Source organism: Streptomyces sp. 11x1, from assembly GCF_032598905.1.
Classification (GTDB): Bacteria; Actinomycetota; Actinomycetes; order Streptomycetales; family Streptomycetaceae; genus Streptomyces.
In genome coordinates this window covers 8,689,909-8,709,741 of the sequence record NZ_CP122458.1, presented here as the reverse complement: position 1 = coordinate 8,709,741, position 19,833 = coordinate 8,689,909, and the positions used below count along the sequence as shown (strand labels likewise).

The window sequence follows — 19,833 nt, the reverse complement described above, 5'->3', positions numbered from 1 at the left end:
TGCGCGACTCGGCGGTACGAAAGAGCCTAGAACGGCTCTGCGCTGGTGGGGAGATCATTTGCGTCATTGCCTTGCTCCGGCCTTCACCTGGAAAACAGTCGGCTGCGGGTACCCACTGAGGGCACCCGCAGCCGCCCTGCGTTTTACAGGTACTGTCCGGTGTTCGCCACCGTGTCGATGGAGCGCCCGGTGTCAGCGCCCTGCTTTCCGGTGATCAGCGTACGGATGTAGACGATCCGCTCGCCCTTCTTTCCGGAGATTCGGGCCCAGTCGTCCGGGTTGGTGGTGTTGGGCAGGTCCTCGTTCTCCTTGAACTCGTCCACGCAGGCCTGGAGCAGGTGGGAGACGCGGAGGCCCTTCTGGTTCTTGTCGAGGAAGTCCTTGATCGCCATCTTCTTGGCGCGGCCGACGATGTTCTCGATCATGGCGCCGGAGTTGAAGTCCTTGAAGTAGAGGACTTCCTTGTCGCCGTTGGCGTAGGTGACCTCCAAGAAGCGGTTCTCCTCGGACTCGGCGTACATGTGTTCCACTGCCGTCTGGATCATGCTCTGGACGGTGGTGGTCTTGGAGCCGCCGTGTTCGCCGAGGTCGTCCGTGTGCAGCGGGAGACGCTCGGTGAGGTACTTCTGGAAGATGTCCTTGGCCGCTTCGGCGTCCGGACGCTCGATCTTGATCTTCACGTCGAGGCGCCCGGGGCGCAGGATGGCGGGGTCGATCATGTCCTCGCGGTTGGAGGCGCCGATGACCACGACGTTCTGCAGGCCTTCCACACCATCGATCTCGGCGAGCAGCTGCGGGACGATGGTGTTCTCCACGTCCGAGCTGACGCCGGATCCGCGGGTGCGGAAGAGGGACTCCATCTCGTCGAAGAAGACGATGACGGGGGTGCCCTCGCTGGCCTTCTCCCTCGCACGCTGGAAGACGAGGCGGATCTGTCGCTCGGTCTCGCCGACGTACTTGTTGAGGAGCTCGGGGCCCTTGATGTTGAGGAAGAAGCTCTTGCCCTGGGCCTGCCCGGTGACCTCGGCGACCTTCTTGGCCAGCGAGTTGGCGACTGCCTTGGCGATGAGCGTCTTGCCGCATCCGGGTGGGCCGTAGAGCAGGACACCCTTGGGCGGGCGCAGTTCGTGCTCCTTGAACAGGTCCGGATAGAGATAGGGGAGCTCGACCGCGTCGCGGATCATCTCGATCTGGTTGCCGAGGCCACCGATCTGCTCGTACCCGATGTCGGGGACCTCTTCGAGGACGAGTTCCTCGACCTCGCTCTTGGGCACGACCTCGTAGACATAGCCGGAGCGGGGTTCGAGCAGGAGGGCGTCGCCGGGGCGGATGGTGATGTCCAGCAGTGGCTCGGCGAGCCGCACCACCCGTTCCTCGTCGGTGTGCCCCTGCACGAGGGCGCGCTCGCCGTCCTCGAGGATCTCCTTGAGGGTGACGATGTCGCCGACGCTCTCGTACTCCATGGCCTCGACCACGTTGAGAGCTTCGTTGAGCATCACTTCCTGGCCTCGCCGGAGCTCTTCCAGGTCGACGCTGGGGCTGACGTTCACCCGGAGCTTTCGGCCTCCGGTGAAGATGTCGGCCGTGCCGTCCTCGTTCGCCGTGAGGAAGACACCGAAGCCGGCCGGCGGCTGTGCGAGCCGGTCGACTTCCTCCTTGAGGGCCACGATCTGGTCGCGGGCCTCACGGAGCGTGTTGGCGAGCCGCTCGTTCTGCGCGGACACGCCGGCCAGATTGGTCTGCAGCTCGACGATCCGCTCTTCGAGAATCCTCGTGTGTCGCGGAGAGTCGGCGAGCTTGCGTCGCAGGACGGCGATCTCCTGCTCAAGGTAGGCAATCTGCCCGGCCGGGTCGTCGGACCCTCGTCCCGGGCGGATGCCGCGGTTCATGTCGTCGTCGTGGGCTGCCACGGTCCTCACCTCCTCCAAGGGGAGCTGGACGCTTCCAGACCCTACCTGGGTGGGTGTCGATTGAAACCCCTAGATCACAAAGACGGTCGGGGTGTGTCCGATCTTCACCCTTGCGCTCTCCCTCACGTCAAGGGGATACCCACCGAACATGATGGGGAAGCCGCCCCGGGTAGGGTCGAAGCGTTCAACACCCGTCAGAGCCTGCATCGTTCCCGACCGGCTCGGCGGATGACTCGACGGATGACCCGACGCATGAGGCGGCAGGAGAGATGAGCGTGCAGCAGGAGGCCACGGCCGCGGGCGAGGCGCTCGAGGTCTGGATCGACCAGGACCTCTGCACCGGTGACGGCATCTGCGTGCAGTACGCGCCCGAGGTGTTCGAGCTGGACATCGACGGACTGGCCTATGTGAAGAGTCCGGGCGACGAGTTGCTGCAGGCCCCGGGGGCGACAACGCCCGTTCCGCTGCCGCTTCTCACGGATGTGGTGGACTCCGCCAAGGAGTGTCCGGGCGAGTGCATCCATGTACGTCGCGTTTCGGACAGGGTCGAGGTCTTCGGGCCTGACGCGGAGTGACCCTACCGGCACGCCGCGTCGCCCTGTGTCTGCTTTCTCACACCGTGTTTGCCGGGTGATCACGTCCCGTTCGCCCGGAGGCGACCGGCGTCAGACGCTCTGCACCCCGGCGGGGGTGGAGCGGACGAACGCCCCGTTCTTCCACTGCCACTTGACGGGGTTCGTGATGTCCGGGCAGCAGTTGGGGACCTCGGCCGACGAGTAGCCGTGCAGGGTGGCGGTGACGGTGGCGTCACGGACGGCGAAGTCGGAGACGGTGGTGCGGTCCTTGGGGTTCACCAGGGTGGCGACGACCCGGGGCTGCGCCGCGTCGGTGGAGCGGGTGAGCACGTACACGCCGTCGGGCGGGGTGCCCATGCTGGCGTCGCAGTGCACGACGGCCACGGTCTCGGGCCGGCCGTCCCCGTCGAGGTCCCCGGAGCCCTGCTTCTTCACGACGACGCCGACGGGTCCGCAGTCGAGCGGGAGGTCCACCTCGGCGGGGTCGGGGGGCGCCACGGCGGCGGGGGCCGGGGCTGTCGCGGGGGCCGGCTGGGCCGCTCTCGCCGCGTCGGGCTGGAGGGCGGACGACAGGGCGACGACGCCGGCGAGAGCGGTGGCCGTGGCGAGCCAGTGGATGGGGCGGGTGTGCGCGTGTGCCAGTTCCGGGACGGCGGATTGCTGCACTAGGAGCGTCTCCTGAGGGTGCTGTGCCGGTTGGGATGACCCGCATGGTGCCACACGTCACAGTGGGGTGGAACGGCGGGGTACGTGGTTCCCGCAGCTTTTCGGGTGGTGCGTCAACGGGAGAGCGCCGTGGCCGAGTTCCCGGGCGCTGCGGGGAACTCGGCCACGGCGGGGGCGCGTTCGTCGTGCGTCGCGGTCAGCGGCCGGAGCCACCGTCGGCGTTGGGTCCGGCGTAGTCCTCGCCGTAGGCGCCCTTGGCGGGGCGGCGGCGGCGCATGGGGGGCTCGACGCCGTCGGCGAGACGGCGGGCGGTGAGCAGGAAGCCGGTGTGGCCGATCATCCGGTGGTCGGGGCGGACGGCGAGGCCCTCGATGTGCCAGTTGCGGATCATCGATTCCCAGGCGCTCGGCTCGTTGAAGCAGCCGATCTCGCGGATGGACTCGACGGTCCGGGCGAGCTGGGTGGTGGTCGCCACGTAGCAGCAGACGATGCCGCCGGGGACGAGGGCCTTGGAGACGGCTTCCAGGCACTCCCAGGGGGCGAGCATGTCGAGGATGACGCGGTCGACCTCGGTGTCGCTGAGGTTGTCCTGGAGGTCGCCGACGGTGAGCTGCCAGGCGGGGTGGGGGCCGCCGAAGTAACGCTCCACGTTGGCCTGGGCGATCTCGGCGAAGTCGGCGCGGCGCTCGTAGCTGTGCAGCATGCCCTGGTCGCCGATGGCGCGCAGCAGGAAGCTGCTGAGCGAGCCGGAGCCGACGCCGGCCTCGACGACGCGAGCGCCGGGGAAGATGTCGGCGAAGGCGAGGATCTGCCCCGCGTCCTTGGGGTAGACCACGGCGGCGCCGCGGGGCATGGACAGGACGTAGTCGGGGAGCAGGGGGCGGAGCGCCAGGTAGGCGACGTTCCCCGTGGTGCGGACAACACTGCCCTCGGGAGCGCCGATCAGCTCGTCGTGCGGGAAGGAACCCTTGTGGGTGTGGAAGTTCTTTCCCTCTTCGAGCGTGAACGTGTAGTGGCGTCCCTTGGGGTCGGTGAGCTGGACCTGGTCCCCGACCTTGAAGGGCCCGCGACGGCGGGCGGCACCGGTCGGTTCGGACATGTGACCCAGCGTACCGGTCCCCGGAGGGCGCGCCGACCATGGTCCGGGGAGGGGCTGTCTCAGCTGGGCCTGGCCATCGCCTTCACGAAGGCCCGTTCCACGTCGGCCGCGGACAGGACGCCGTAGATCTCCCCGGAATCCTCCACGACGAGGTACTCCGTGGCCGGGGCGGCGCGGAGGGCCTCGAGGAGTTCTTCGCCGGCGAGTTCGGCGGAGACGCGCATGCCGTCGGTGAGGTCCTGGGCGAGGCCGCTGACGGCGACCCAGGGGCGGCGGTGTTCGGGGACGCCGACGATGGCGGCCTCGCGGACGAGGGAGAGGGGTTCGCCGTCGGGGTCGACGACGACGAGGGCGCGGGCGCCGGCCTCGTTGGCGCGGCGCAGGGCCTCGGAGAGGGGGGTGTCGGTCTCGACGGGGACGGCGCGGCGGGTGAGGGCGCGGGCCTGGAGTTCGGGCAGGTGTTCGCGCAGGCGGGCCATGCGGAGGCTGTTGCCGGCGCCGGTCCAGATGATGGCGGCGAGGATCGCGGCGAGCAAGGCGTCGAGGACGGTGTCCATGCCGACGCTGTCCTCGGCGGCGGAGCCGAGCACGCCGGACTGGGTGAGCAGCGGCAGGCCGATGAGGACGGAGACGGCGAGGGCCCGGCCGACCCAGGCGGCGGCGATGGTGCCGCTCATGGGCTTGCCGGTGATCTTCCAGACGACGGCGCGGAGCATGCGGCCGCCGTCGAGGGGGAGGCCGGGGAGGAGGTTGAACGCGGCCACGATCAGGTTGGAGATCATCAGGCCGGCGAGCAGGACGCCGGGGACGGTGCCCGGTTCGACGGCGAGCAGGGCGAGGTAGAAGACGCCGGCGAGGATCAGGGAGAGGAGGGGGCCCACGAAGGCGAGGACGAACTCGCGGCCCGGGGTCTCGGACTCCTTCTCGATCTCGGAGACACCGCCGAAGAACTGCAGCTGGATGCGGCGCACGGGCAGCTTGTAGCGCAGGGCGGCGATGGTGTGGGCGAGTTCGTGAACGAGTACGGAGCCGTAGAAGGCGACCGCGAAGAAGAGGGCGACGAGGTAGCGGAGGGCGCCGAGTTCGGGCAGGACGCGGTCGAGTTGGCCGCCGAAGACCCAGGTGATCAGGGCGGCGACCAGGAACCAGCTGGGCGCGACGTACACGGGCACGCCGAAGGGACGGCCCATGAGGATGCCGCCACCGGGCTCCTTGGGGCGCTCGGGGGGCTTGGGGGCGGCGTCCGAGTGGGCGTAGGGGCGCGCGGAGGTGGCGGTGCGCCCCGGCTCGTCCGCCGGGGTGGGCGCCTTGGTCAGGTCGGTGGGGGACGCCTTCTCGGGGGCGGCGGGTGCGGGTGTTCTCGCCGGGTCGGTGGGCGGGCGGTCAGCGGAGGCCTCGGCGCTCTCGGACGGCACGCGGTCGTCGGGCGTCTCGGCGGTGTCCGGGGTCTCGGCGCTGTCGGGCGTCTCGCCGGTGTCAGGCGTCTCGCCCTTGTCGGCCGGCTCGTCGTCGGCGGGGGTCGCGGCAGTGGACTTCTCGGCGTCGTCCGTCGCGTGGGTGGCGGGGGCCGGTGCGGAGCTGTCTTCGGGCCGGTCGGCGGGGTGGGGGTCGGGCGGAGTGGGGGCGTCCTGGTTCGCCGCCCCGGTCGCGTCGCCGTGGGCGCCCTCGGGCGCCTGCTCGCTGTCGGACCGCGGCTGCCCGCTCCCGCCGCTCGTCTCCACGATGTCCCCTCGTTCGAAGCGTCTTCCGCACCCGGTGGCCGGGCGGAAGGGTCTGTCGTCGATGCTATGCCGTCACCGGGGCGCGTTCCGCCCCGGCACCCCCTCTGTTTTCCCCCGCGTCGCACGAGGCACACGGGTGTCGGCGGGGGCGGTGTCGGCCGGCGGTCGTACGGGCCCCGTGGCGGTCACTGTCAGTGGTGGGCCGTATGGTCTGTGGTCATGGAAACCAGCACCGACGGCACCCCCGCCGTTCCCGTGGGTGGCGAGGGCGACCGTCCTGTCGTGCGCGCCGCCGTGCCGCCTGCCTCGCTGTCGCCGTCGCGCGCCGGCGACTTCATGCAGTGTCCGCTGCTGTACCGGTTCCGGGTGATCGACCGGCTGCCGGAGAAGCCGAGCGAGGCGGCGACCCGCGGCACGCTGGTGCACGCGGTGCTGGAGAGACTCTTCGACGCGCCGGCGGCCGAGCGGACGGCGCCGCGGGCCAGGTCGCTGGTGCCGGGGCAGTGGGACCGGCTGCGGGAGACCAGGCCGGAGGTCGCGGAACTGTTCGCGGACGACGCGGAGGGTGAGCGGCTGGCGAACTGGCTGGCGGAGGCCGAGCGGCTGGTGGAGCGCTGGTTCACGCTGGAGGACCCGACGCGGCTGGAGCCCGCCGAGCGGGAGTTGTTCGTCGAGGCGGAGCTTGAGTCGGGGCTCAGGCTGCGCGGGATCATCGACCGGGTCGATGTGGCGCCCACCGGCGAGGTGCGGATCGTCGACTACAAGACGGGCAAGGCGCCGCGACCGGAGTACGCCGAGGGCGCGCTGTTCCAGATGAAGTTCTACGCGCTGGTGGTGTGGCGGCTGAAGCAGGTGGTGCCACGTCGGCTTCAGCTGGTCTACCTGGGCAGTGGGGACGTGCTGACGTACGACCCGGTGGTCGCCGATCTGGAGCGGGTGGAGCGCAAGCTGCTGGCGCTGTGGGAGGCGATCCGGCTGGCCACGGAGACCGGTGACTGGCGGCCCCGGCCGACGAAGCTGTGCGGCTGGTGCGACCACCGCTCGGTGTGCCCGGAGTTCGGTGGGACTCCCCCGCCGTACCCCCTCCAGGTGAGGTCACCGGAGTCGGCCGGCGAGGGGCAGGGCAGAATGGGGCCGGACTAGCCGAAGGAGATTTTCGTGGCCATCCGCGTCCTACTGGTCGACGACCAGCCGCTGCTGCGTACCGGGTTCCGGATGATTCTGGAGGCGGAGCAGGATCTCGCGGTCGTCGGGGAGGCCGGGGACGGCCTCCAGGCGCTCGACCAGGTGCGGGCGCTGCAGCCCGATGTGGTGCTGATGGACATTCGGATGCCCCGGATGGACGGGGTGGAGGCGACCCGTCAGATCACCGGTCCCGGGCGGGACGGTCCGGCCAAGGTGCTGGTGCTGACCACGTTCGATCTGGACGAGTACGTGGTGGAGGCGCTGCGGGCGGGGGCCAGCGGGTTCCTGCTGAAGGACGCGCCGGCCAATGAACTGGTGCAGGCGATCCGGGTGGTGGCCAATGGGGAGGCGATGCTCGCGCCGAGCATCACGCGCCGGCTGCTGGACAAGTACGCGGTGCATCTGCCGTCGGGCGAGGAGCCGGTGCCGGACACGCTGCACACACTGACGGACCGTGAGGTCGAGGTGCTGAAGCTGGTGGCCCGGGGGCTGTCGAACGCGGAGATCGCCGCCGATCTGTTCGTCAGCGAGACCACGGTGAAGACGCATGTGGGCCATGTGCTGACGAAGTTGGGGCTGCGGGACCGGGTGCAGGCGGCGGTGTACGCGTACGAGAGCGGGCTGGTGCGCCCCGGCGCGCAGTAGTCGTCGGCAACCTGCGCAACGCCCCGAGGGCGCTCCCTTTCTTGTGGAAGGGAGCGCCCTCGGTCGTACGGGGCCGTGGTGTCGGCCCGTGCTCGTGTCAGTCCTTGCTGATCTCCCAGAAGCGGAAGACGGTGGAGGCGTCCAGGCAGTACTCCAGGCCGTAGACGTCGTCGCGGACGACGGCGTACTGCTTCGCCTGCCAGATGGGGATGAGCGGGACGTCGTCGGCGACGATGTTCTGGAGTTCGGCGTACTCCTTCTCCGTGGAGGAGCGCTCGCTCTCGGCGGCGGTCTGCGTGAGGAGTTCACCGGTGATGGTGGAGTTGTCGTAGTTGTTGCCCAGCACGTTGCCCTTGCCGAAGAAGGGGCCGGTGAAGTTGTCGGGATCCGGGTAGTCGGGGACCCAGCCCTTGACGTACACGCCGTACTTGCCGGCGGCGATGTCCTTCTCGTACCGGTCGAAGGCGACGGACTTCACGTCGGCGTCGAACAGGCCGCTGTCGTTGAGCTGCTTGGCGACGGCCTCCAACTCCTGGTCGGTGGAGGGGCCGTAGCGCGACGGGGTGGACCAGAGGGTCAGTTCGACCTTGTCGTTGATGCCGTCGGCGCGGAGCGCGGCCTCGGCCTTGGCCTTGGAGGGGCGGGCGCCGTAGGTGTCGAAGAAGGCCGTGTTGTGGCCCGTGATGCCGGCCGGGATGATCGAGTACAGCGGGGTGGCGGTGCCCTGGTAGACCTCGTCGACGAGGGCCTCGCGGTCGAGGAGGTAGGCGATGGCCTGGCGGACACCGAGCTTGCCGGTGACCGGGTCGTCCATGTTGAAGACGAGGTGCTGGACCTCGGCGCCGGTGCCGTCGACGATCTCGACGCCGCTGGCGGTGGAGGTGTCGGTCTCGATGTCGGAGATGTCGGAGGCGCTGAGGCCGCGGTAGGTGACGTCGAGGTCGTCCTCCAGCAGGGCCTTCTTCAGGGCGTCCTGGTCGCCGTGGAAGAACCTGAGGGTGACGCCGCTGTTCTCGATGTCGGCGGGGCCCTTGTAGTTCTCGTTGACCGTGAAGACGGCCTCGTCCTTGCCGAAGGACTGCAGCTTGTAGGGGCCGGAGCCGACGGCCTCGCCGTCCTCGCGGAGTCCGTCGGCGTCGTAGGAGCTCTCGTCGACGATCGAGCCGGCGCCGGAGGCGATCTTGCTGGGGAAGGTGGCGTCGGCGTACTTCAGCTCGAAGCGGACGGTCTTTTCGTCCGGGGTGTCGATCTTGTCGAGCATGGGGAACATGATCGCGGGGCCGGCGTCGTCGTTGATCTTCAGCATGCGGTCGAAGGAGAACTTGACGTCCTTCGCGGTGAGCGCCTCGCCGTTGCTGAACTTCAGGCCCTCCTTGAGGGTGCACTCGTAGACCGTGGTGCCGCCCGCCTCGAAGGAGCACTCCTTGGCAAGGTCCGGTTCGGGCTCGGTGGCGCCGTTGGGGAAGCTCAGCAACGACTGGAAGACGTTGTTGAAGAGCAGCCAGGAGCCGGGGTCGTAGCCGGAGGCGGGGTCGGTGGCGAGGACGTCGTCGGACATTCCCACCACGACGTTGGAACCGGAGCCCCCGGATCCCCCCGAGTCGGAGCCGCAACCGGTCAGCAGGCCGGCGGCAAGCCCTGTCGCGATGGTCAGGACGGGCCACTGGGTGCGTATGTTCACGTATGGATGCCTTGTGTCGTCGGTGCATTGCGGGCACTCCGGGCTCCCCCGGGGCCGAACGGCCCCTGCCTGGAGGGATGGTGAGGTCCGGTCAGTCGCTTCTGCCGCGGCCCAGCTCCCAGAGCTGGAGGGTGGAGGCGGCGTTGAGGGCGTACTCGGCGCCGGTGACGTCGTCGCGGGTGGCGACATACTGCTTGCCCTGCCACAGCGGCAGGATCGGCACGTCGTCGGCGACGATGTCCTGGATGCCGGCGAGGCTCTCGGCGGCGGAGAGACGGTCGGCCGCGCGGCGGGACTCGGGGATCAGCTTGCCGCGGATCTCGCTGTTCGCGTAGGGCGAGCCGAGGAAGTTGTCCTTGTCGAGGAAGGGCGCGAGGTAGTTGTCGGCGTCGGGGAAGTCCGGGAACCACCCCATGCCGTAGACCGCGTACTCGCCCTCCTGCTCGGCGGGGCGGAACGTGGACCAGGGGGTGCCCTTGATGGTGACGTCGAACAGGCCGCTGTCGTCGAGCTGCTTCCTCAGCACCTCGAACTCCTTCTTCGTGGCGGCGCCGTAGTGGTCGGTCGTGTAGTGGAGGGTCAGCTTCACCGGGGCGGTGACGCCGGCCGTCTCCAGGGTCGACTTCGCCTTGGCGACGTCCGGGTCGCCGTACTTGTTGAAGAAGGAGTTGGAGTGGCCGGTGATGCCGGCGGGGACCAGGGAGAAGAGGGGTTCGGCCTGGGAGCCGTAGACCTTGGCGACGAGTTCGCCGCGGTCGATGACCTCGGCCATGGCCCGGCGGACGGCGGTGCTCCTGACCGGCGAGGCGTCGGTGTTGAAGGCGAGGTAGCGGATCTCCAGGCCGGCGGACTCGACGACGTCGATGTCGCTGTCGGCCGTGTCGGAGAGCTTGGTGATCTGCTCCGGGGTCATGGTGCGGGTCATCAGGTCGATGTCGCCGTTCTTCAGGGCGGTGCCCATGGCGTCGGCGCCGTCGAAGGAGCGCAGCTCGACCTTGTCGCTCTTCGGGTCCAACTGGCCCCTGTAGTTGGGGTTCTTGGTGAACACCGCTCGGACCAGCTCGTTGTTCTCGACCTCGGCGTCCAGGGTGTACGGGCCGGAGCCGTCGACCTGGAAGCCGTCACGCAGCTTGTCCTTGTCATAGTCGTCCGGGTTGACGATGCCGGCGACAGGTGTGGACAGCTTGTACGGGAGGGTCGCGTCGGGGCCGTTGAGGTGGAAGATCACCTCGTTGTCGCCCTTGGTCTCGACGAGGTCGATGGTGGACAGCAGGGCGAAGACACCGCTGTCGGCCTTGAGGGAGCGGGCCCGGTCGATGGAGAACTTCACGTCCTCGGCGGTGATCGGGTCACCGTCGGCGAACTTCAGACCGTCGCGCAGGGTGCAGGCGTAGCGCTCGTTGCCGGTGTCGGTGAAGGAGCAGCTGGAGGCGGCCTCGGGCTCCGGTTCGCCGTCGCCACGCGGCTGGACCAGGAGGGTCTGGACGGTCTGGCGGAGGATGTTCCAGGTGCCGACGTCGTACGCGTAGGCCGGGTCGATCGGGGCCGGGGCCTGCTTGGAGGCGGTGAACCGGTCGGTGGTGCCGACGACGATCGCGTCCCCGCTGCCGCCCGCGCTCTCGGTGGCACCGCAGGCGGCGAGTACCGGGGTGAGCAGACCGATCACGGCCGGCAGCACCAAGGTCTTGCGGTTCATGCGCGCTTGTTCTCCACAACTGGGTTCCAGGACGGGTGCTGGCGGGGTGGTGCGAGCGCGCCCTGGGAAGTACGGCGATGTTCTCGCGTCGAGATTAGCCCGCACGGCCAGAGGGGCTCGCGCACACCGGAGTTGAGTTCCCATCACGCTGCGGAACCGCGTGTGGACACAAACGATGTAGTACTCACGGAATGTTTGGGGCACCGATCGTCAATCAGGACACAAAGACGCGCCGAGCGTCCCCGAACCGGGGGCTCGGGGACGTCGGGCGACCATTTCAGCGACTCCGGGAAGTGGTCAACGTCACAGGTGGAAAGGTATTCCCCTGAGTGGGAATTCAGTCATCGCGGCCGAGTGAATTCCCTGTCCCGAGCAGTGTCGTGCGATCTTGGAATTCGTTGCGCTTTCAATTGGCCGTGATCGCCATCAGGCCGCGCAGAAATGGCAGGTCCACCTCTTCCAGCGAGGTCACGACGGTGCGCCGGACGGCGGGGGCGATGGGGGCCACGGACGGGACGGCGACCACATGACAGCCCGCGGCCTCCGCGGCGGCGACACCGGTGGCCGTGTCCTCGATGACCGCGCACCGGGCCGGGTCCGCGCCGAGACCGGAGGCCGCGAGCAGATAGGGGTCGGGGAACGGTTTGGTCCGCTCGACCTCGTCGCCGGCGACGGTCAGCGCGAAGTGCTGGGGGCCGAGCGAGGTCAGGACGCGGTCGATGATCCGCCGGTGCGAGGCGGAGACCAGAGCGGCGGGGACGTCGTGGGCGGCGAGTTCGGCGAGGAGTCTGGAGGCGCCGGGCATCAGCGGTAGCGTGCGCTCGATGCGGGCCTCGAAACCGTCGTTGAGCAGCACCGCGAGCTCGGCGAGCGTGATGTCGGCGCCGGTGGCCTCGATGAGGAAGCCCGCGCTGCGGGTCATGGGTCCGCCGACCACGACATGCCGCCAGGAGTCGTCGAGGGTGTGCCCGAGGCCGGCGAAGACCTCGACCTCCACGTCCCACCAGAAGCCCTCGGTGTCCACCAGGGTGCCGTCCATGTCGAGGAGCACGGCCTGGAGGGCCGAGCCTTCGGCCGTACGGGTTCCTGGCGCGGGAATCGTCGTGGTCATCCGGCGCACCTCCTTGGGGGACGAGCAGGCCGGTTCCCGGGTGGGGAACCGGCCTGCGGTGGACCGACCAGTCTACGACGCCGCGCGCGGAAGCGCCTTTCGCCAGGGTCGAGCCCCTGGCCGGGGCCTTATCGCGCGTTGAAGTACTTGGCTTCGGGGTGGTGGATGACGATGGCGTCGGTGGACTGCTCGGGGTGGAGCTGGAACTCCTCCGAGAGCTGGACGCCGATCCGCTCGGGCTCGAGGAGCTGCGCGATCTTGGCGCGGTCCTCCAGATCGGGGCAGGCGCCGTAGCCGAGGGAGAAGCGGGCGCCCCGGTACTTGAGGTCGAACATGTCTTCGATCGCGGCCGGGTCCTCGCCGGCGAAGCCGAGCTCGGAGCGGACGCGGGCGTGCCAGCACTCGGCGAGGGCTTCGGCCAACTGCACGGACAGGCCGTGGAGTTCGAGGTAGTCGCGGTAGGAGTTGGCCTCGAAGAGCTTGGCGGTCTCCTCGCCGATGCGGGAGCCGACGGTGACGACCTGCAGGCCCACCACGTCGATCTCGCCGGACTCTTCGGGGCGGAAGAAGTCGGCCAGGCAGAGCCTGCGGCCGCGGCGCTGGCGCGGGAAGGAGAACCGGGTCCGCTCGTTGCCGTCGTCGTCCAGGATGATCAGGTCGTCGTCCTTGGACACGCAGGGGAAGTAGCCGTAGACGACGGCCGCCTCCAACAGGTTCTCGGTCTGGAGCCGGTCCAGCAGACCGCGCAGCCGGGGCCGGCCCTCGGTCTCCACGAGCTGCTCGTAGGTGGGGCCCTCGCCGGTGCGAGCCTGCTTCAGGCCCCACTGGCCCTTGAACAGGGCGCCCTCGTCCAGCCAGCTCGCGTACTCCTTGAGCTGGATGCCCTTGACCACACGCGTGCCGCGGAACGGCGGGGTGGGCACGGGGTTGTCGGTGGCGACGTCGGAGCGGACGTGGCCCTCCTCGGGACGGTCCTCCACGACGGTGGCCGCGGCCACGGGGCGCACCCGGCGCTGCCGCAGCTCGGGCAACTGAGCGCCCGGGACCCCGCGCTTGACGCCGATGAGGGCGTCCATCAGACGCAGGCCCTCGAAGGCGTCACGGGCGTAGCGGACCTCGCCCTCGTAGATCTCGTGCAGGTCCTGCTCGACATACGCCCTGGTCAGCGCGGCGCCACCGAGGATGACGGGGTAGTCGGCGGCCAGGCCGCGCTGGTTGAGCTCCTCCAGGTTCTCCTTCATGATCACCGTGGACTTGACCAGCAGGCCGGACATGCCGATGACGTCGGCGCGGTGCTCGGCGGCGGCGTCCAGGATCGCGGAGACCGGCTGCTTGATGCCGAGGTTGACGACGTTGTAGCCGTTGTTGGACAGGATGATGTCGACGAGGTTCTTGCCGATGTCGTGGACGTCGCCGCGGACGGTCGCCAGGACGATGGTGCCCTTGCCCTCGGCGTCCGACTTCTCCATGTGCGGTTCGAGGTGGGCCACGGCGGACTTCATGACCTCGGCGGACTGCAGCACGAACGGCAGCTGCATCTGGCCGGAGCCGAAGAGCTCACCGACGACCTTCATGCCGTCCAACAGCGTGTCATTGACGATGTCGAGGGCGGCGCGGGTCTGAAGCGCCTCGTCGAGGTCGGCCTCCAGACCGTTCTTCTCGCCGTCGATGATGCGGCGCTTGAGGCGCTCCTCCAGCGGCAGGGCGGCCAGCTCCTCGGCCTTGCCCGCCTTCAGGGACTTGGCGGTGGCGCCCTCGAACAGCGCCATCAGCTTCTGCAGTGGGTCGTAGCCCTCGGCACGGCGGTCGTGGATCAGGTCGAGCGCCGTCCGCACCTCCTCCTCGCTGAAGCGGGCGATGGGCAGGATCTTGGAGGCGTGGACGATGGCGGAGTCCAGGCCGGCCTTCACGCACTCGTCGAGGAAGACGGAGTTCAGCAGGATGCGGGCGGCCGGGTTCAGGCCGAAGGAGATGTTCGACAGGCCCAGGGTGGTCTGCACGTCCGGGTGGCGGCGCTTGAGCTCGCGGATCGCCTCGATGGTGGCGACGCCGTCCTTGCGGGACTCCTCCTGACCGGTACAGATGGTGAAGGTCAGGGTGTCGATGAGGATGTCCGACTCGTGGATGCCCCAGTTGCCGGTCAGGTCGTCGATGAGCCGTTCGGCGATCTCGACCTTCTTCTCCGGGCTGCGGGCCTGGCCCTCCTCGTCGATGGTCAGCGCGATCAGCGCGGCGCCGTGCTCCTGCGCCAGACGGGTCACCTTCGCGAAACGGGACTCGGGGCCGTCGCCGTCCTCGTAGTTGACCGAGTTGATCACGGCCCGGCCGCCGAGCTTCTCCAACCCGGCCCGGATGACGTCCACTTCGGTGGAGTCCAGGACGATGGGCAGGGTGGAGGCAGTGGCGAAGCGGCCGGCGAGTTCGGCCATGTCGGCCACCCCGTCGCGGCCCACGTAGTCGACGCAGAGGTCGAGCATGTGGGCGCCCTCGCGGATCTGGTCGCGGGCCATCTCCACGCAGTCGTCCCAGCGGGCCTCCAGCATGGCCTCGCGGAACTTCTTCGAACCGTTGGCGTTCGTCCGCTCACCGATCGCCATGTACGAGGTGTCCTGACGGAACGGCACGCTCTGGTAGAGGGAGGCCGCACCGGGCTCCGGGCGCGGGTCGCGGGCGGTGGGGGTGAGGTCCCGGACGCGCTCCACGACCTGGCGCAGGTGCTCGGGGGTGGTGCCGCAGCAGCCGCCGACGAGGGAGAGACCGTACTCGCGGACGAAGTTCTCCTGGGCGTCGGCCAGCTCCGGGGCGGTCAGCGGGTAGTGGGCGCCGTCCTTGGTCAGCACCGGCAGTCCGGCGTTGGGCATGCAGGACAGCTGGATGCGGGAGTGGCGGGCCAGATGGCGCAGGTGCTCGCTCATCTCGGCCGGGCCGGTGGCACAGTTCAGGCCGATCATGTCGATGCCGAGCGGCTCCAGGGCCGTCAGCGCGGCGCCGATCTCGGAGCCCAGGAGCATGGTGCCGGTGGTCTCGACCGTCACCGAGACGATCAGGGGGACCTCGTATCCGGCGGTCTCCATGGCGCGGCGGGCGGCGATGACGGAGGCCTTGGTCTGCAGCAGGTCCTGGGTGGTCTCCACCAGGAGCGCGTCGGCGCCACCGGCCAGCAGGCCCTCGGCGTTCTGCTGGTAGGCGTCACGGATGGCGGTGAACGTGGTGTGGCCGAGGGTGGGCAGCTTGGTGCCGGGGCCGATGGAGCCGAGCACCCAGCGCTGCCGTCCGTCGCGGGCGGCGTACTCGTCGGCCGTCTCGCGGGCGATGCGGGCGCCGGCCTCGGACAGCTCGGCGGTGCGTTGGGGGATGTCGTACTCGCCCAGTGCGGTGAGGTTGGCGCCGAAGGTGTTGGTCTCCACGCAGTCGACGCCCGCGTCGAAGTACGCGGCGTGCACGGAGCGGACGATGTCGGGGCGGGTGACGTTGAGGACCTCGTTGCAGCCCTCCAGCTGCTGGAAGTCCTCCAGTGTGGGGTCCTGCGCCTGGAGCATCGTGCCCATCGCGCCGTCGGCGACCACCACACGGGTGGCGAGGACCTCCCGGAGGGCCTCGGATCGGGCCCGGCCTGCGGCGGCGGACGTGAGGGACGTGTTCGGCGACGAGGCCATGGAGCTGCTCCCTGGAGTGCGACGGCTGTCGGCTTTGCGGCTTCCCACGGAAGACGCACGCGGCAAGCCTAGCCCGGAGCGGCACGGATGGTCAGGGGCGTCCACGGGGCGGACCGGCGTGGCGCACCCGCTCGGGTGCGGTTTACTCCGACGACGAAACAACGACGGACACCGTTCCGGCACCCTTCGGACACCGCGCGAACGCATCAGGTACACCGCGGGCACCGGACGGACGCCTCGGGGGCACGAGAATGCCACCGCACGGTACGCGTGGCCGAAAAGCTAGTGACGGCCATTAGCGAGAGGTCGGCAACGACCGGTAGTGTTCGACATTGCCGAACGATGGAAGTTCAGTCGCGTACGGCGGCCGAAGGGGACGGAGGCAGGACGGCGATGGCACGGAACATCCAGTCGCTCGAACGGGCGGCCGCGATGCTGCGCCTGCTCGCGGGCGGCGAACGGCGGCTCGGCCTGTCGGACATCGCCTCGTCGCTGGGCCTCGCCAAGGGCACCGCCCACGGCATACTGCGCACGCTCCAGCAGGAGGGGTTCGTCGAGCAGGACGACGCCTCGGGGCGCTACCAGTTGGGGGCCGAGCTGCTGCGGCTCGGGACCACCTACCTCGACGTCCACGAGCTGCGGGCGCGCGCCCTGGTCTGGACGGACGACCTGGCCCGGTCCAGCGGCGAGAGCGTCCACCTCGGGGTGCTGCACCAGCAGGGCGTGCTGATCGTGCACCACGTCTTCCGGCCCGACGACAGCCGACAGGTCCTGGAGATAGGCGCCATGCAGCCCCTGCACTCCACGGCCCTGGGCAAGGTCCTGTCGGCCTACGACCCGGTGGCGCACAGCGAGGTGCTGGAGAGCGAGCGCAAGGCGTTCACCGACCGGACCGTGCACGCGCTGTCCGACTTCGAGGGCGTCCTGGACGTCACCCGCGCCCGCGGGTACGCGGCCGACGTCGAAGAGACCTGGGAGGGCGTGGCGTCCATCGCCGCCCCCATCCACGACCGGCGGCGGATGCCTGTCGGCGCGGTCGGCATCACCGGTGCCGTGGAGCGGCTGTGCCGCGACGGCGAGCTGCGCCCCGAGCTGATCGCGGCCGTACGGGACTGCGCCCGCGCGGTGTCGCGGGACCTGGGGGCCGGGCGGTTCTGACCCCTTCCGTACGACACGGCGAAGGCCGGGACACGTCACCGTGTCCCGGCCTTCGCCGTACCCCGCGTGCGCGCCTGTAGCAGCCACCCCAAGATCGACGGGCCTGTTCGATCAATAACGATCGCGTTTTCGACAACCCAGCTCTTGACGTGCCCGTAACGCCGGAGCAAGACTCCCGTCCATCGGTCGACATTGTCGAACACCTATCGGCAATACGCGCTAGAGTGTGACAGCGCCACGGGCCGAACTCTTTCCCCTGGACGAAGGACAAAGGAGTCGCGGGTGTCCAGCTCCGACATCTTCATCGGCGAGACCATCGGTACCGCCCTACTCATCCTGCTCGGCGGCGGCGTCTGCGCGGCCGTCACGCTGAAGGCCTCCAAGGCCCGTAACGCCGGTTGGCTCGCCATCACCTTCGGGTGGGGTTTTGCCGTTCTCACCGCCGTCTACACCTCCGCACCGCTCTCCGGCGCCCACATCAACCCGGCCGTCACCCTCGCGCTCGCGCTGAAGAAGGACGGCATCGAGTGGGGCGACGTCCCGATCTACTGGGGCGGGCAGCTGCTCGGCGCCATGATCGGTGCCGCTCTGGTCTGGATCGCCTACTACGGACAGTTCCACGCCCACCTCACCGACGAGGAGATCGTCGGTGACGCGGAGACGCAGGCCAAGGCCAAGTCGATCGAGGCCCGGGAGAAGGGCGCCGGCCCCGTGCTCGGCGTCTTCTCCACCGGCCCGGAGGTCCGCAACGCGGTCCTGAACATCGCCACCGAGGTCATCGGCACCGTCGTGCTGGTCCTGGCGGTGCTCACACAGGGTCTGAACGACTCGGGCAAGGGCCTCGGCACCCTCGGTGCCCTGATCACCTCCCTCGTCGTGGTCTCCATCGGTCTGTCCCTCGGTGGCCCGACCGGCTACGCGATCAACCCGGCCCGGGACCTCGGTCCGCGCATCGTGCACTCCCTGCTGCCCCTGCCCAACAAGGGCGGGTCGGACTGGAGCTACGCCTGGGTCCCGGTGGCCGGCCCCCTTATCGGTGCCGCCATCGCCGCAGGCCTCTACAACGTCGCATTCGCCTGAGAAACCCGTCGAGCCGCCGTTCCCCGGGCCCGTCCCGCGGAACGCTCAGCACGCGCCGTACGTACAGCCCGTTGACCAGTTGACCTTCAGGAGCACACCGTGACCGACGCCCACACCGCCGGCCCGTTCATCGCCGCGATCGACCAGGGCACGACCTCGTCCCGCTGCATCGTCTTCGACCGCGACGGACGCATCGTCTCCGTCGACCAGAAGGAGCACGAGCAGATCTTCCCGAAGCCGGGCTGGGTCGAGCACGACGCCACCGAGATCTGGACGAACGTCCAGGAGGTCGTCGCCGGGGCCATCGAGAAGGCCGGCATCACCCGTGACGACATCAAGGCCATCGGCATCACCAACCAGCGCGAGACCACGCTGCTCTGGGACAAGAACACCGGTGAGCCCGTCCACAACGCCATCGTCTGGCAGGACACCCGCACCGACGCCCTCTGCAAGGAACTCGGCCGCAACGTCGGCCAGGACCGGTTCCGCCGCGAGACCGGCCTGCCGCTGGCCTCGTACTTCGCCGGCCCCAAGGCCCGCTGGCTGCTCGACAACGTCGAGGGCCTGCGGGAGCGCGCCGAGGCCGGAGACATCCTCTTCGGCACCATGGACACCTGGGTCATCTGGAACCTGACGGGCGGTGTCGACGGCGGCAAGCACTACACCGACGTCACCAACGCCTCCCGCACCATGCTGATGAACCTGCACACCCTGGAGTGGGACGAGAAGATCGCCGAGTCCATCGGCGTCCCGCTGTCGATGCTCCCGGAGATCCGCTCCTCCGCCGAGGTCTACGGCGAGGTCACCGGCGGCCGCCTCGGCGACCTGCTCGGCGGCATCCCGGTCGCCTCCGCGCTCGGCGACCAGCAGGCTGCCCTGTTCGGCCAGACCTGCTTCGAGGAGGGCGAGGCCAAGTCCACGTACGGCACCGGCACGTTCATGCTGCTGAACACCGGTGAGAAGATCATCAACTCCTACAGCGGCCTGCTGACCACGGTCGGCTACCGGATCGGCGACCAGAAGCCGGTCTACGCCCTGGAGGGCTCGATCGCCGTCACCGGCTCGCTGGTGCAGTGGATGCGCGACCAGATGGGGCTCATCTCCACCGCCGCCGAGATCGAGACGCTCGCGCTCACGGTCGAGGACAACGGCGGCGCGTACTTCGTGCCGGCCTTCTCCGGTCTGTTCGCCCCGTACTGGCGCTCCGACGCCCGCGGTGTGATCGCCGGTCTCACCCGGTACGTCACCAAGGCGCACCTCGCGCGCGCCGTCCTGGAGGCCACCGCCTGGCAGACCCGTGAGATCACGGACGCCATGACCAAGGACTCGGGCGTGGAGCTCGCGGCCCTCAAGGTCGACGGCGGCATGACCTCCAACAACCTGCTGATGCAGACCCTCTCGGACTTCCTGGACGCCCCCGTGGTCCGTCCGATGGTCGCCGAGACCACCTGCCTCGGCGCCGCCTACGCCGCCGGTCTCGCCGTCGGCTTCTGGACCAGCACCGACGACCTGCGCGCCAACTGGCGCCGGGCCGCCGAGTGGACCCCCCGGATGGACGCGGAGACCCGCGACCGTGAGTACAAGAGCTGGCTCAAGGCCGTCGAGCGGACCATGGGCTGGATCGAGGACGAGAGCTGAGCGGGGCCCTCG

General features: G+C 69.4%; 14 protein-coding genes. 6 read left to right on the top strand and 8 right to left on the bottom strand.

What is annotated here, in order from left to right; genetic code table 11:
* Positions 1-143: 143 nt before the first annotated feature.
* Positions 144-1,910, bottom strand: coding sequence for a proteasome ATPase (gene arc / locus P8T65_RS38235; RefSeq protein WP_033531660.1), 1,767 nt, complete (start codon positions 1,908-1,910; stop codon positions 144-146).
* 269 nt (positions 1,911-2,179) lie between these two features.
* Between arc and P8T65_RS38230 the strand changes: the two genes are divergently transcribed.
* The gene (locus P8T65_RS38230) at positions 2,180-2,485 is read left to right on the top strand and encodes a ferredoxin (RefSeq protein ID WP_184896119.1); all 306 of its coding nucleotides are present in this window, start codon (positions 2,180-2,182) and stop codon (positions 2,483-2,485) included.
* Positions 2,486-2,575: 90 nt separating this feature from the next.
* On the opposite strand, the gene P8T65_RS38225 is transcribed toward P8T65_RS38230, so the two are convergent.
* From P8T65_RS38225 to P8T65_RS38215, 3 genes are all read right to left on the bottom strand, one after another.
* On the bottom strand, positions 2,576-3,151 hold the full coding sequence (locus P8T65_RS38225; protein ID WP_316729890.1) for a hypothetical protein: 576 nt from the start codon (positions 3,149-3,151) through the stop codon (positions 2,576-2,578).
* A 196-nt stretch (positions 3,152-3,347) separates the two neighbouring features.
* The gene (locus tag P8T65_RS38220; protein ID WP_045557089.1) at positions 3,348-4,250 is read right to left on the bottom strand and encodes a tRNA (adenine-N1)-methyltransferase; all 903 of its coding nucleotides are present in this window, start codon (positions 4,248-4,250) and stop codon (positions 3,348-3,350) included.
* Between the two features lie 59 nt (positions 4,251-4,309).
* Complete coding sequence (locus P8T65_RS38215; protein ID WP_316729889.1) at positions 4,310-5,971, bottom strand: site-2 protease family protein; 1,662 nt, start codon at positions 5,969-5,971, stop codon at positions 4,310-4,312.
* 219 nt (positions 5,972-6,190) lie between these two features.
* On the opposite strand from P8T65_RS38215, the gene P8T65_RS38210 reads away from it, so the two are divergent.
* Both P8T65_RS38210 and P8T65_RS38205 read left to right on the top strand, forming a co-directional pair.
* Complete coding sequence (locus P8T65_RS38210) at positions 6,191-7,114, top strand: RecB family exonuclease (RefSeq protein WP_316729888.1); 924 nt, start codon at positions 6,191-6,193, stop codon at positions 7,112-7,114.
* Positions 7,115-7,129: 15 nt separating this feature from the next.
* A complete protein-coding gene (locus tag P8T65_RS38205) occupies positions 7,130-7,801 on the top strand; it encodes a response regulator (RefSeq protein WP_184896114.1) in 672 nt (223 codons plus the stop codon).
* Positions 7,802-7,898: 97 nt separating this feature from the next.
* Here P8T65_RS38205 and P8T65_RS38200 read toward each other — a convergent pair whose 3' ends face one another.
* The 4 genes from P8T65_RS38200 to metH form a co-directional block, all read right to left on the bottom strand.
* On the bottom strand, positions 7,899-9,482 hold the full coding sequence (locus tag P8T65_RS38200; protein WP_316729887.1) for an ABC transporter substrate-binding protein: 1,584 nt from the start codon (positions 9,480-9,482) through the stop codon (positions 7,899-7,901).
* 91 nt (positions 9,483-9,573) lie between these two features.
* Positions 9,574-11,178: an ABC transporter substrate-binding protein gene (locus tag P8T65_RS38195; protein ID WP_316729886.1), complete on the bottom strand. Its 1,605-nt coding sequence runs from the start codon at positions 11,176-11,178 to the stop codon at positions 9,574-9,576.
* Between the two features lie 406 nt (positions 11,179-11,584).
* Entirely contained in the window at positions 11,585-12,289 is a 705-nt protein-coding gene (locus P8T65_RS38190; protein ID WP_316729885.1) for an HAD family phosphatase, read from the bottom strand.
* A 128-nt stretch (positions 12,290-12,417) separates the two neighbouring features.
* Positions 12,418-15,945, bottom strand: coding sequence for a methionine synthase (metH, locus tag P8T65_RS38185; RefSeq protein ID WP_316729883.1), 3,528 nt, complete (start codon positions 15,943-15,945; stop codon positions 12,418-12,420).
* A 393-nt stretch (positions 15,946-16,338) separates the two neighbouring features.
* Between metH and P8T65_RS38180 the strand changes: the two genes are divergently transcribed.
* From P8T65_RS38180 to glpK, 3 genes are all read left to right on the top strand, one after another.
* Complete coding sequence (locus P8T65_RS38180) at positions 16,339-17,103, top strand: IclR family transcriptional regulator (RefSeq protein WP_316729882.1); 765 nt, start codon at positions 16,339-16,341, stop codon at positions 17,101-17,103.
* 282 nt (positions 17,104-17,385) lie between these two features.
* The gene (locus P8T65_RS38175; RefSeq protein WP_316729880.1) at positions 17,386-18,183 is read left to right on the top strand and encodes an MIP/aquaporin family protein; all 798 of its coding nucleotides are present in this window, start codon (positions 17,386-17,388) and stop codon (positions 18,181-18,183) included.
* 99 nt (positions 18,184-18,282) lie between these two features.
* A complete protein-coding gene (gene glpK, locus P8T65_RS38170) occupies positions 18,283-19,821 on the top strand; it encodes a glycerol kinase GlpK (RefSeq protein ID WP_316729878.1) in 1,539 nt (512 codons plus the stop codon).
* The last annotated feature ends 12 nt before the right edge of the window (positions 19,822-19,833 follow it).